Genomic DNA, 14022 nt, shown 5'->3' on the forward strand with positions numbered 1-14022 from the left:
TCTGAGGTCTAGAGGCTGACCTCACACCCGATGAGGCACAAGAGTAGGAGTCTTCAACCCAGGGAGTAACATCTGGCAGAAAAAATCAGAGATTGCCTCTGGCGAGCGCCGGCCACCAGGTTTGATCCATAAGTAGCTGTAGTGGTGGATTCCGAGTATCCCTTTGACGGCTAAGGAGTCCGCTGTAATGAATACTCCCTCCTCAACGCCCGACTTCAGTATTGCCAACCAGATCTGCTCGTACTGGCGGTGAAGGTCAAGCAACTCTATTTTACGTTCGCCAATCACTGAATAGACCTCTCGGAAACAAACTGTCATTTCAGCAAGATGATCGACAATGGCGCGCATGACCACCGACGAGAAACGCCTAAACTTCTCCTCTGCGGGGAGATCGGTATCAATTAATGGAACACCTTTCGCGATCAGCACCCTCAGGTAACGGCTCGTGATTTCGAACAATAGCTCCTCTTTACTACCTATGTGGTGGTAAAGCGCTCCTCGACCTAACCCGGTTGCTTTTTCAAGCTCGGCCATTCCGGTCGCATGGTAGCCTCGGGTGGAGAATAGCTCCGCTGCGATACGCAGAATGCGTTCTTTAGTGCCACCTTCGGCAATGGGCAACTGGCCAGCCGTTTCAGCCTTTGCCATGCGCTTCCTTCCTTCTGATACAAATTTTTCACTAGATCATGACCCTATTCAGCGGGCATTACAGTGAGGTCAGCTGTACGGTTGATCTGATACGACCAGCGACTCGACCGGTCGGTACACAATTTATATCACAGGTGAGGTGTTTTTGACCTTTGAGGATGGCATTAATTAAAAGAAGCAGCGTCGGAATCTAGAATATATTGAACAAGCTGAGCATCCGTATTGAATACAGGACAATTACCAGCTAATGGCTGTTAAGACGAAAACAACCATACCTAACGGCAATTAGCTGGTTCGTGCGCGGCTGCTTCCTCTCAGGATAGCCTTCGACAGAGCGGACTAAAGCGGGGGTAATACGCTACTGCTAAATACAAAATGGCCCTCGTAGGGCCCTTTTGTACTCAAACTAAATTCACTTGGTCAGCCAGGACTCCACGGTGTCGGCGCCGTGCTTAGCTTTCCACTCCTTCAACGTTTTCTGGTTGCCGCCTTTGGTTTCGACGACTTCGCCGGTGTGCGGTTTTTTGTAGACCTTCACCTGGCGGGGTTTACGGCCGACAGATTTAGCCTCGGCAGCCGGAGCACGGCGACCAGCGTCAGGCACCCGTTGGCTCGCAAGCCACTCCAATGAGCTACGTATCTCTCCCAAGACCGGTAAGCAATACGTCCTAGTGACGGCAGGGGATACACGACAATCTCCTGATCGCGGCGACTACATCATCGCCTCTCTATCACCAATAAATCTGATAAATGAATAAAGGAGGCAGGCCGTTTCCGGTCTGTCCCCTTCCCCTATCGAATTGGCTCAGTCCTTTGCCCCTCTCAGTTGCTTGGGGAAGGCACCTCGTTTAGAAGATCGATATCGGATAGTCCACGATCACGCGAACTTCGTTGTTATCGGCATATCGATAGCCGGTCGATCCTCGGTGTGTAGCTTGCCTCACACGAATGGACAATGCCTTAGCCGGGCCAGACTGTACGACGTACCGAGCTTCGATATCTCGCTCCCAATGGCGCACGTCATCGCCTTCGGGATAGACGTATCGGCGCGTGTAGAACGTGTTGTCGCTGCCCCGATTGCGGACATCGTCCCCTCTCGCATAACGCGTCATGAAGGAAAGGCCCGGTACGCCAAACGATGCCATATCGATTTCATAGCGAAGCTGAAGAGAGCGCTCGTTTGGCTCGGTGAAGGTCGAGAACTGAATTGCATTTGCTAGAGTAACGGCACCAGGCGCCGTACCAAATCCCAGCCAATCCATAGGCTCGTCTCCTTCAACCTTTTGATAAGCAAACATAAATGTATGAGCTTGATATTTATAGGCCATTGATAACGACCAAGTAGTGTTATCGATCACACTTGCGAGTTGGCGCCCAGTATCCACCGTACGGTATAAATTGGCGTCAAAATTAATAGACTTACTATTACTGATTGCATGAGTGTAACTGCCATTGACATAGTACTGCCTCCAAGTATCTTTCGCCTCAGACGCATAGATTGACGCCTTTAATGCTTGTCCAGAATTATATTTTAGACCCGTATAACTAACGGACTTAATAGCAATCGGCAAACCATAGTCAGTGGTAAATTTATCGTGATTATTCGATGAGTCGACACCGCCTTGCCCATAAAAATGCGCCGCATCTAGATGCAGTTTATCGATATCCCATGCAAGCATCCCTCCAGTAGCAGAGCTAGGGAAAAGCCTTACGGTATTTACCGACAATACAGGCACACTTGGAAAGAGGTTGCCGTATTGAAACAATCCTTCACCATAGCGCACCTTCAAAGCACCACCTGACTTGCTGAAGTGGTCACGTGGCTCGCCATCACTACTTAACTGCGTCAAACGCACTCCCGCTCGGCCGCCGCCACTGTCGAGCTTCAAACCCAGAAAACTATAGGCATCAAAACCCAAGCCCACTGCACCCGGCGTGAACCCTGATGAGAAATTGGCCATAAACCCCTGCGCCCATTCCTCAGCATAACCATTTCGCTCATCCGCACTTTTGAAAGCATTCGTGCCTGCACCATTGCTCATTCCATGTCGAAAATCTCGATTAAAGTAGAAATTTCGGGATGTGATCGTAAGTTTACTGTCGTCAATAAACTCAGGGGAAACGGTTTCATCAGATCGAGCCTCGAAGAAAACAACAGAAAGCAATGCAGCACAAGTTATTTTTTTTACGATCATGTCTATCTTCCAAATATTGTTTTTATAATGAAGATCGTGCAGCTGTGAGAATCAGCGCTGGGCAGATAACCGCCCCCACGCACATGCAGTTCTAACGCCAATAGCTACTTAACAACATAAATTTTGAGCGCGACATATATAGATTGAACAACATCACTGGGGTAACGCACATATCAAAGTGCACTACTCCGCTGATGATATGGGAGCTTGACTTAGCAAGCCTATCAGACGCCTTGAGGATCAAGTTTAGATAAGACCAATCTAAGGCCAGGTTATAATTAATATAATTTTAGCGACGCATGCGCGGCAGCAAAGTCTGTACGAGCTCTACGACAATACCTGCAGACATCCAAGAGTGAGAAGTGTCGCCGTAGTTAGCCTTGGGGCGAAAAAGAACCCGTAGCACGGTTTAAGCGCTACGGACTTATATGTGCCGTGAAAAATCACCGCCCCCTACTGAGACGCCTGATAGTTCCCTTACACCTTAGGCAGTTGGTTAGTGCCTAACGCTTGCCCAGGTTGTTTGGTGGTGCCTGTATCTGGGTGAGTAATATTAATGGCGCAGAGGCCTGATAATATTGCAGGGATCGCTGCTAGCAGCATTACGCCAACTAAAGGAATCTGCATGGCAATCAACATTGCTCCAACGAGAGGGCCTGAAACCGCGCCTAGTCGACCTACACCTAGCGCCCAACCCACTCCAGTTGCACGAATATGCGGCGGGTAGAAGTTGCTGATTACACCATTCAATGTAAGCGACCCCCCGATCAGACAGAACCCGGCCACCATAACGGCAAGAATCGTGAAAGTAGCGTTTCCATGTTCAAAACCTACTGAAGCAGTGGCAAGACCGCAGACAACCATGACTTTACCCACCAACCAGGTTTTGCTTTTCACCTTGTCCGCTAGATACGAAAGCGTGACAGCTCCTAGCGTACCGGATGCCAGGAAGGCAGATGTTGTGAGGCTAGCGGCGCTGGAAGAAAAGCCTGTATCTCTTAATAAAGTCGGCAACCAGCTGACGGTGAAATACAGCAGAGTAAAACTGGCAATACATGAGCCCCAGATAAAAATGGTTGGCTTCAGATATCCGTAACGGAAAAGATCAACGATCGTTACTTTCTGCGGCTTTCCTTCCTCTAGTACAGGAGCTGGTGGCGTCCATTGCGGCACGAATTTATCGAGCATCCTGCTCAGCGCAGCGCTCATGTGCTTAGCTCTGAACAGCCTGGACAGAGACTCAGGGAGCCAGAGATACAAAAAGGGCAGCAATAGCAAAGGAGCGACCCCTCCGACGATAAAAATGCTATGCCAGCCGTAAATTTGCATGATGCTTGCCGCGATGAAGCCACCCACCGCCCCGCCAAATGCGAACCCGGCGGCCGCCATTGTCACAAAGAACGTCTTCATCCTGGGCGGCGCATAGTCTGCCATTAAGGCCATTGCGCTTGGCATGGCCCCTCCCATTCCTACTCCGCATAAAAAGCGAATGGCCGCAAGGGTGTAGATATCATTAGCCCAAGCCGACAAAAGCGTCAGACCAGCGAATAGCAGCACACAGCTCAGAAGAGTTTTTCTGACGCCGAAGCGATCAGCTAAGGGGGTTAGCAACAAAGATCCAACGGTGAGCCCAAGTAGGTTGCAGGTGAAAACAACACCAAATGCAGCTTTTGGCGTTTCCCATTCTTGCGCTAGGGTTGGGACAACAAAGCCCAATAGCTGAGCATCGTATCCGTCACAGATGAGTAACAGAATCAAGAGTACAAGTGTTTGGATCTGATACCGCGAGAGCGGTCGTTGATCAAGTGCAGCACGAAAGGCGTCAATTTGGTTATTCATCATGGCAATCCGATTATTTTTGTGAGGCCACGTAAGAACTCGTCGTTATTTCTACGACGGTGGGGTGTCAACCTGACTCGCAGGGTGGGCGCGTTGAAATGCAGGATGCTCAGCCGCCAGTTGCTCGACGCGAGCGATTCTTGGGAACGCAGCACTCACATCGAGACCGAATCGGCGAGCTGCGTAGATCTGAGGCAACAGATAAACATCAGCCAAACCGGGCTCATTACCCAGGGCCCATCCGTTGCTACCAATCAGCGCTTCAACCGCTTTGAATCCGTCAGAGATCCAGGCCAGGATCCATGAATTGACGAATTCGTCCTCGTGCCCCGTCGCTCGGAGCTTGTTCAGCACAGAAACGTTATGAAGGGGGTGTACGTCGCATCCGATGATGCCGGCAATCGAACGAGCCAACGCCCGATTCGCCGCATTACCGGTAAGCAATGGCTGGTTCGGGAAAACCTCCTCAAGGTACTCTATGATGGCCGGAGACTGCAGGATGCGAACGTCACCATCAACCAGTGTCGGCACGCGTCCCTGGGGATTGATTTCCAGATATGCAGCGCCATGATGCTCACCGCCATGCCTTACGAGATTGACTGGCTCAATCTCGTAAGGCACACCTTTCAATTCCAGTGCGATTCGCACTCGGTATGACGAGGTTGAACGGTAGTAGGAATACAGAATCACCGGCGACTCTCCCGAGCGGGGAGTACTACAGCCCGGCACTCACCAAAGCCTATAGAGGCGATACCTTCTCGGGAGGCTCGGGCCTTTAAGATGATTTCATCACCGTCCTCCAGGAACGTTCGCGTCTCACCATTGGGAAGCGTGAATGGCTGTTTACCGCCCTCAGTCATTTCCAGCAACGACCCCATCGATTCGGTAGTAGGGCCTGAAAGAGTCCCCGTGCCAAAGAGATCGCCAGGACTGAGCTGGCAACCATTCACCGTGTGATGGGTAACCATTTGAGCGAACGTCCAATACATATTTAGGGTAGTGCTGACGCTGAGCAGAAACGGAGCCATACCCTCCTCCCTCATGCGAGCAGTGAGCAGGAATACCTCAAGGCAAATATCGAACGCTCCAGCGCGCTGATCTTCTTCATCCAGCAGGTAAGACAGAGGAGTAGGATCGCCTGCAGGCCTTGCCGGCTGTGCGCAGCGGAAAGGCTCCAGTGCCTCCGTGGTCACCACCCAAGGCGAAATCGTCGAAGCGAAGCTCTTTGAAAGAAATGGGCCTAGAGGCTGGTATTCCCACGCTTGGATATCCCGCGCAGACCAGTCATTGAGCAAGCAGAAACCCGCAATATGCTTGTGTGCATCGCGGATGCTGATTGGGTTTCCAAGCTCGTTCGCACTGCCTACCCACAGCCCTAGCTCAAGCTCATAATCCAAACGACGCGATGGCGCATGAATCGGCGCTTCACTGTCAGGAAGCTTTATCTGTCCAGACGGCCGAACCAAGGGCTTACCGGACGTAATGATGGTAGATGCTCGACCGTGGTAGCCAATCGGCACGTACTTGTAGTTGGGCAGCAGTGGATTATCAGGACGAAAGAGCTTACCCACGTTCTCGGCATGATGGATGCCAACGTAAAAGTCTGTGTAATCCTGGATGCGCGCAGGCACATGTAATTCACACTTGGAGGCATCAACCACCAAGCGGTCGCCCAACTGGCGCTGCAGCTCAAGTTCGATTCCGTCCGCGCTCAACAGCGCAATCAGCCTATCGCGCAGTGCCTGACGGTCTTCACGTGGCAGGCCGAAGAAACTATTGAGTGAGCCGCCGACAGCTGCTTTCGCGGCCTGCTCTCCAGAGCCGACGAGCAAGCCGGCATCTAGAGCCACCTGCAGATCGTAGACCGATTCCCCTATCGCCACGCCAGTACGACGCTCACCACCTTGGATGCTGAATACACCAAACGGCAAGTTCGCCAGCGAAAAATCAGGATGACCATTGGCCGAAGAAACCCAACTGTTCATTCACTACTCCCTCAATAAGATTACTTGCTCTCGAAATTACTTGCTATTCCATCCCAGCACGCGTCGTAGTTGCTTTGCAGCGCGGGGTTGGCGAGAGCAAATTCGGTTGGGCGCAGGACTTGGCTTGTTTCGAACATGAAGGCCATCGTGCCATCCAGTTTCTGGGGTTCAAGATCAGCAGCCATTGCGCGCTCTGAGGTGAGTGCGTCAGGCCCATGAGCACTCATGCAGCTGTGTAGAGACGAACCACCGGCAGTAAAGCCATCTGCTTTAGCGTCGTACTCGCCCTCAATCAGGCCCATATACTCGTTCATGAGGTTGCGGTGAAACCATGGTGGACGGAAAGTGTTTTCGGCCACCAACCAGCGTGGTGGGAAAATCACGAAATCCAGATTCGCCAGTCCAGCCACGCTAGTCGGAGACGTCAGAACCGTGAATATCGAGGGATCAGGATGATCGAAACTGATAGACCCAATGGTGTTGAAGTTACGCAGGTCATATTTGTACGGAACGTTGTTGCCGTGCCAAGCGACCACATCAAAAGGAGAGTGATCCAGTTCGGCCTCCCAAAAACTTCCTTGAAATTTCTGCACCAGACGAGTTGGCGCCTGCCGCTGCTCGAACCAAGCATTCGGCGTAAAGAAATCACGAGGGTTGGCTAGACCATTACTGCCAATCGGGCCAAGGTCAGGAAGACGCAAAGGAGCACCATGATTCTCGGCTATGTAGCCACGAGCAAATTGTTCAAGGAGCTCCACTTTGAATTTCAAGCCGCGAGGGATTACCGCGATTTCCAATGGCTTGACTTCCAAACGCCCAAGCTCAGTTGTGATCAGCAACCCACCCAACTGAGGCACGACCAGCATTTCTCCATCAGCATTGTAAAAAGCGCGCTCCATCGAGCGGTTTGCCAGGTAGTGATAGATGGTGATCCCGCTAGGTCGGTCAAGGCTGGAGTTCGCCACCATCACGCGCAGGCCGTCGATAAAGTCAGTTGGCGATACGGGTATATCAAGAGAGTCCCAGCGCATACGGTTCGGGTTGGCAGGAGCGAGACCGGCTTGCGGAATGGGTGATTTGAGCGGTTTGAAAGTCGGATGGGCTGCCGATGGGCGGATGCGGTACATCCAGGTACGGCGACTCTCATGCCGGGGCATTGTGAAAGCAGTGCCGGAGAAAAGCTCGGCGTAGAGACCGTGAGCCACACGTTGCGGTGAGTTCTGGCCTACCGGCAGTGAGCCTGGAACGGCCTCACTGGAAAACTCATTTCCGAATCCGGATTGATAGTGTAAGTCTTGCTCGTCAATGTTCATCATAATTCCTGCCATTACTAAATTTTTATTCGTAACAGGTTTACGCCAATCGCAATTTCATATAATCACGCCATCAAGGAGACATGAGGCAGCGACAGGTATCAGCGACGCACGGCGCCTCATGTCGTTTACTGAAAGATAAAACTCATCCGCCGGTGGAAGGAGCCAATACGATTGCCGGTAGCGAAATTTCATTTCCGACAAAAAACAGCTCTCTGTTAAATGGTCATCCCCGATCTTGTGGAAGTCGTTTTACTTCTGAGGTTTCGCAGTGAACCAAATCGACTCCAACGTTTCGGCTATGCTCGACTAGAACAATGGGTGGTAACGCGCAATGTTAAACCCCAAAAAAAGAGCGGCCGAAGCCGCTCGCTTCAGTTAAAGCACGATGTTCAAACCGTATACATATTAACTACGCAATAAAAACTGCCGTGCAGATCGGATGGGAATCGATCAATCGCTCTGCAACTCAGCCCAAATTTCTTTGTCGAGCTTATCCGTCCAAATAACTGGCCAGTCGATCTTGGAGCATTCGTCCCATACGCGCTTGACGTCAAAGGGCAGGCAATGTTCAAAAATTGGCCAGTGGCCATATTCTGCATTTAACTTTTGGTGGGTTGCTTCGAAAGCCTCTTTCAAGGAGCCGCCGCGCTGATGAACCTTCTCTACTTCTTCGATCATGCTCTGAATAAAGTTACGTGTTTGCTCAATGGCAGCGTCAGTGTTGGCTACGGTCTTTGCTACAGGGCCACGGCCACCTAACAAGAATTCAGAGCGATACGCTTTCACCGCATCCAATGTCTTTCCTGACCAGTCATAATGGAACGCGTCACCGGTATACAAAGCCGCCTCGGCTTCAACCAAATCCCCAGCAAAAAGGGTCTTACTCTTTTCATGCCACACCACAAGATCACCGGCAGTGTGCCCGCGACCAACAAACTTGACTTCAAGCTTGCCGCGATCACCACCTAGGTCAATTGTGTAGTCGTCAGTGATCTTAGTTGGCCGAGTCAGCCCGGGAATCCCTTCGGGTTGCTTGAAAAGCCGTGGCATGCGACCGAACTCGCTATCCCAGTCTTCCTGGCCGCGCTCCTCGATAAGCTTGGCAGTGTTGGTGCTAGCCAGAATATGTTCAGCATTGAAAGCGCTTGCTCCCAGTACCCGAACAGCATGGTAATGGCTCAATATAAGGTATTTGACCGGTTTGGTGGTGTGCTTGCGCAGCTCGTCTAGCCAGATTTGAGCAGAGGCTGGGGTAGCGCGCGCGTCGAAGCAGACAACAAAGTCTTCGCCTTCAAAAGCACCTACGTTTGGATCCCCTTCAGCGGTATAGGCGTATACGCCGTCTGCGAGGACTTCAAGGGTTTCTTTTTTCTCAGCAGTGTCATTGGACGAGGCAAAGGCTTTGGCCATGGGTTTCTCCTTAGAATGTTTTAGGAACACGCCGGTTTTGTAGTGACTCTCGGTGCAGCGTGCAGTGACGCGGGAGCGAGCCTGGCTGAGTGTCCTGACGCCATCCTAATGAGCAGGCTTCAAGAGATATATAGGGTCTCCATCGCAAGAGAGTTGACTGCCAGTCGTCGATAGGGAGCGTTGTCGTCTGATAACCCCCTTTTTGACAACTCAGTGTCGACGACGATGCGATTTTGACTCAAGCCGTCAAAAACCTTGGCCCATCCGAGCCCCCTAAGAATGACAACCTTCCGCTGAATTCGTATGCGGATAGCGGCAATCAAAAATCAGCAGTCTGGGTCAAAATCGCTTCAGCTCCGATGACGGCCGCCAGCATGCGCACTCCAAGCGAAAGTCAAACTGATCACAGAAAATGCACATGATGAGTGGGCCGGTATTCTGAGGCTCTACCGTCAGGCCCAAGAGGCCATCAGCATGCTGGACGACGCAGCTAGCGAGCTCACTCAGAGCGATGTTGCATTAGAAGGCCTAGTCAAAATCAATGCCCCCGTCCCCCTGGGCAGGCTACACATCGCGCCACTGCTCTCAAGACTGCAGTCCAAATATCCTGAATTGACCCTTGCGTTTACGCTTACCGATGCGCTGATAGACCCCGTCCAGGAAGGCGCCGACATCATAGTGAGAGTGGGCAGAGTCATCGACTCAGGTCTAATAGGTCGGGTAGTCAGCGGGCATCGGTACCTACTCGCGGCGAGTCCCGACTATCTCGCGAGCCATCAGCCCATTGAGTCGCCTTTAGATTTACTACAGCACAGCTGCCTGCTCTACAAGGGGCAACAAGGAGCGCAACGGTGGTACTTCAAGCCAACGTCAGACGAGGCGTTCAGAACGCTGGATCTGCGCGGTTCCATGAAGAGTAATAACGCAGAAGTTTTGGTCGCCGCCGCCCTTGCAGGTCAGGGCATTGTGCTATTCCCAAGCTGGCTATTCAGTCCAGCGAGCTTCAAAGAAGAATGCCTCATTAAACTACTGCCGGAATGGAAGTTGTCTGCTTCAGCGGAGGACATGTACGTCCAACTGCTTTCCCCCCAAAACAGGCTCCGATCAAGAAAGGTGAGGGAGGTGTCAGCATTTTTTTTGAAAGAAATTGGCACTCCTCCATACTGGGAACAAGTGTAGCAAGAGATTGGCGCCCATCTGTCCTCTCCCTATGCTGACTTGACCTCCCAAGGCTGCTCGGGAACGAAGCGCTCGGCGAGCAAATCCACGACATGACGAACTTTTGGAGAAAGGAGCTGGTTGCGCTGCCAGACGGCGTGAATCGGAAATCCTACTGTCCTAACCTCTGGCAAAATGGCCACAAGCCGGCCCGCCTTCAGATGCTCACTCACCAGCCAATCGGCGATCAGTGCAATACCGAACCCTGCAAGCGTCGCAACTAGAATTGCTTCGCTATCGTTGAGACCAATTCGCCCTCGGATTGCCAATGAGTGGTTGTGGCCATTTTCATCCAGGAAGTGCCACGAGCGCGATTGCCCACCACTGCCGAAGGTGACACAGGCATGGGAATGCAGCTCGTCCAGCGATTGCGGATGACCATGAGCTTCCAGATATTCCGGAGCAGCGCAGAGAACGGCGCGCTGAACTCCCAGGGGTTTTGCAATCAAAGTGGCGCTGTCATGCAGCGGGCCGATCCTTATTGCAAGATCCACCCCCTCCTCTACCAAATCAACCAACCTATCTGTCAAATTGATATCCAACTCGAGTGCAGGATGGCGTTGGGCAATTTCCAAAAGAGCGGGTAACACCCATTTTTTCCCCAGCACCATTGGTAACGTGACCCGAAGACGCCCACTCAGTTCTTGTTGCTGAGCCAGCAATTTGGTCTGAGCCTGCTTCAGCTCATTGAGCGATCGGCGGCACCCCTCGCTAAATCGAGTTCCTTCGTCCGTCAGAGTTAGGCTTCGCGTAGTTCGGTGAAACAGTCGAGTGCCGAGGGTGGTTTCCAGGCGAGAAATACTCTTCGCAACTCCGGACTTACTCATGTCCAAGCGCTCAGCGGCTATGGTGAAGCTCCCAGCCTCAATTACCTCTAAAAAAATTGAAATCCCACGAAACGGATCGGGCGCATTCATTCTTGTTCCCCATTGACGACCAAGAGTCAACTCTCTTGCGATCACAGCTTCCTATATCTAAACGGAAATCGTCAATAGCATATGCAGATGGAGACGTCCTGCATTGGGGCGTCACAATTTGGCGAGTACCGAAGCATTAATGAACGCTACAACCCCCTCCAAGCTACCCCTGAATATTGAGCTTTTTCTGCTCGCGGTGTGCTCAGGCCTAGGCGTAGCAAACGTTTATTACCTCCAGCCAAGCCTGGATTTGGTCAAGTCTGATTTGGGTGCGACCATTGAACAGATTGGCTGGGTTCCGACCCTCACACAAATCAGCTACGCGCTGGGCATGCTGCTGCTCGCCCCGCTGGGCGACGTCATTTCGAGACGACGACTGATCATCATGAAGTCGCTGATCCTGGTGGGTGCATTAATTGCCACCGCTACAGCGCCGAGTCTCAACGTTATGTTGATGGCTTGTATGGTTGTTGGACTCCTGGGTAGCGTCGGCCAGGACTTTATCCCTGTCGCTGCTCAAATCGCGCCGGAGAAATCCCGAGGCCACGCCGTGGGCATGGTAACCACGGGGCTTTTGACTGGCATCCTATTATCTAGAACCTTGGGTGGCTTCGTGGCAGACAGTTTCGGCTGGCGCGAGATGCAGTTCCTTGCAGCCGGATTGATGCTGGTAGTAATCCTGATCACATGGCTGACTGTAGCGCCCACACCTCCAGCGCTCCGCACGCCGTATACCAAACTGTTGGCCAGCCTTTGGACGTTGTGGCGGGAACATCGATCACTGAAGCTCGCCATGATTGTTCAGGGATTGCTGGCATCAACACTCGGAGCATACTGGTCTTGTCTATCACTGGTATTGGCAGCACCACCGTTTCACATGGGGGCTGCCATAGCTGGATCGTTTGGTATTGCAGGTGCTGCTGGTGCGTTGGCTGCACCACTCTTTGGCAAATTGGCTGATCGTCGCGGGCCGCTAATCGCCATCCGTGCTGGTTGTGGCTTAGTGATTGTCTCGTTCGTGGGCATGACATTATTGCCCCCAAGCCTGGCAGTCTTGGGTATCGGTGCAGTGTTGTTTGATCTAGGCGTACAGGCTGGGCTCGTTTCGCATCAAAGCATCATCAACAGTCTCGATCCATACGCCCGCAGTCGCCTGAACGGCCTGATGATGGCTGGTGCGATGGCGGGAATGGCCGTGGGCGCTGCAGTAGGTACATGGGCATTCACACACTTTGGAGCGCATGGCGTGTTTACGTTTGCTGGACTCGCCGGCATCACTGCACTCGCCGTAACTTATCTTCACCATGCACCAAAACGGGAACAGCGTTATGTCTAACACCATGCACGATCATCCTCTGAGAACGCCCTACATCAAACCCGAGCTGGGTGATCACGCACCGCTGACCGTCCTCTTTTCGCTGCTTTCACGCTCTGACAGCACACCACTGAATGAGCGCAGCCGCGCCGAAGGCTATGGCCTAGATCACGAAGGGCAGGTCATCGTAGATCCGGCAGCGGATCCATCAGCTAACGCCCTGGAGCGCAGCCCGAATCTGAGTTTCGAGCATTGGGGCGAGTATTGGCGAAAAGTGCATGGCCCAAGATTCGTGCATGTTGAAGAGTCAGACGACAAGTCTCTGGAGCGCTTGCTGCGATACGATCAACTGCATCGCTTTGCTCCTGGGCCGACCAGTTACAACGCCCCTCCCTACCGATTCCCGGTCGATGAGCACGGCAAGTTGTGGCCCACGATTGTCGGCCACGTACCACCGTATCAACGACCTGCATGGGATGGTGTGGCCTACTTGAATTTCGCCCGAATGGAAGACATGGGTGTGGTGTTCGGCAATGACCGGATCCGCCAAAAGATTGCCCCCGAAGATCACGCGATGTTCCGAAACATCGCCCCCATCCCGGCCAAGCAATACATCGTTTTGCCCAGCAACTCCGGAAACGAACCCGTTACGCTCGTGAAGCTTCACGTTCGCAAGCAGGACGCGACGCGTGAGGAGTTCCAGAGGTGGTGGCTGCACGAACATGCTCCGGTGGTTACGAGGCATACAGGTGGACTGGTGAAGCGCTATGTGCAGCTCCACAGCATCGGGCCAATGGAACCAGGCGAGCTGTTCTATCACCCTGATGCGTGCAAGTACGACGGTGTAAGCTTGTTGAACTTTGCAAGCCTCAACGATTTGGAAGATTTCCTGCGCTGCGATGACTACTTGGCCATATCGAGGCATGAACAAGTGATGATTGACACAAGCTTGGGAGAGTGGTGGACGTCAATCGGACTGACAATTGTCAATCGCATCATCTTAGAGAAGACGACATCGCTTGACGACTTTCGAGCTCCGTTCGACTTCTTCAAAATGCTTTGATCGGTAGACATCTCGCACAAAATATATTGGTGCCGGTAAAGCTGCGCCCAACCCGAGTTCATGCTTTCAGCCCCGCACGGCTTACCACGCATTTGCTGCGCGCCAGGCTGAGAGCC

Annotated in this window: 11 protein-coding genes and 1 pseudogene; 3 read left to right on the forward strand and 9 right to left on the reverse strand. The window is 52.4% G+C overall.

The genetic code is table 11. The features are described from left to right. Positions 1-21 precede the first annotated feature (21 nt). The 8 genes and pseudogenes from MEB48_RS01415 to MEB48_RS01450 form a co-directional block, all read right to left on the reverse strand. Positions 22-648, reverse strand: a complete 627-nt coding sequence (locus MEB48_RS01415; RefSeq protein ID WP_237881160.1) for a TetR/AcrR family transcriptional regulator — start codon at positions 646-648, stop codon at positions 22-24. A gap of 412 nt (positions 649-1060) precedes the next feature. Then, positions 1061-1249, reverse strand: a pseudogene (locus MEB48_RS01420) (histone-like nucleoid-structuring protein, MvaT/MvaU family); the annotation flags it as partial. A 247-nt stretch (positions 1250-1496) separates the two neighbouring features. Next, entirely contained in the window at positions 1497-2843 is a 1347-nt protein-coding gene (locus MEB48_RS01425) for an OprD family porin (RefSeq protein ID WP_237881162.1), read from the reverse strand. Between the two features lie 477 nt (positions 2844-3320). Then, entirely contained in the window at positions 3321-4682 is a 1362-nt protein-coding gene (locus tag MEB48_RS01430) for an MFS transporter (RefSeq protein ID WP_237881164.1), read from the reverse strand. A gap of 51 nt (positions 4683-4733) precedes the next feature. Then, on the reverse strand, positions 4734-5372 hold the full coding sequence (maiA, locus tag MEB48_RS01435; RefSeq protein ID WP_237881166.1) for a maleylacetoacetate isomerase: 639 nt from the start codon (positions 5370-5372) through the stop codon (positions 4734-4736). Next, positions 5369-6667, reverse strand: a complete 1299-nt coding sequence (fahA, locus tag MEB48_RS01440) for a fumarylacetoacetase (protein ID WP_237881167.1) — start codon at positions 6665-6667, stop codon at positions 5369-5371. Before fahA ends, maiA begins: the two co-directional genes overlap by 4 nt. 20 nt (positions 6668-6687) lie before the next feature. After that, positions 6688-7980 carry a homogentisate 1,2-dioxygenase gene (gene hmgA, locus MEB48_RS01445; protein WP_237881170.1) on the reverse strand — a complete coding sequence of 431 codons (1293 nt, stop codon included), beginning with the start codon at positions 7978-7980 and terminating at the stop codon, positions 6688-6690. 453 nt (positions 7981-8433) lie between these two features. After that, a complete protein-coding gene (locus MEB48_RS01450) occupies positions 8434-9393 on the reverse strand; it encodes an MBL fold metallo-hydrolase (protein WP_237881171.1) in 960 nt (319 codons plus the stop codon). 474 nt (positions 9394-9867) lie between these two features. Between MEB48_RS01450 and MEB48_RS01455 the strand changes: the two genes are divergently transcribed. Then, a complete protein-coding gene (locus tag MEB48_RS01455; protein ID WP_237881173.1) occupies positions 9868-10572 on the forward strand; it encodes a substrate binding domain-containing protein in 705 nt (234 codons plus the stop codon). 29 nt (positions 10573-10601) lie between these two features. Here MEB48_RS01455 and MEB48_RS01460 read toward each other — a convergent pair whose 3' ends face one another. Then, positions 10602-11528, reverse strand: a complete 927-nt coding sequence (locus MEB48_RS01460; protein ID WP_237881175.1) for a LysR family transcriptional regulator — start codon at positions 11526-11528, stop codon at positions 10602-10604. A gap of 139 nt (positions 11529-11667) precedes the next feature. On the opposite strand from MEB48_RS01460, the gene MEB48_RS01465 reads away from it, so the two are divergent. Both MEB48_RS01465 and MEB48_RS01470 read left to right on the forward strand, forming a co-directional pair. Further along, the gene (locus MEB48_RS01465) at positions 11668-12864 is read left to right on the forward strand and encodes an MFS transporter (RefSeq protein WP_237881177.1); all 1197 of its coding nucleotides are present in this window, start codon (positions 11668-11670) and stop codon (positions 12862-12864) included. After that, the gene (locus tag MEB48_RS01470) at positions 12857-13906 is read left to right on the forward strand and encodes an EthD domain-containing protein (protein ID WP_237881179.1); all 1050 of its coding nucleotides are present in this window, start codon (positions 12857-12859) and stop codon (positions 13904-13906) included. Before MEB48_RS01465 ends, MEB48_RS01470 begins: the two co-directional genes overlap by 8 nt. The last annotated feature ends 116 nt before the right edge of the window (positions 13907-14022 follow it).

Source organism: Pseudomonas sp. PGPR40 (assembly GCF_022014505.1).
In the GTDB taxonomy this organism is placed as follows: domain Bacteria; phylum Pseudomonadota; class Gammaproteobacteria; order Pseudomonadales; family Pseudomonadaceae; genus Aquipseudomonas.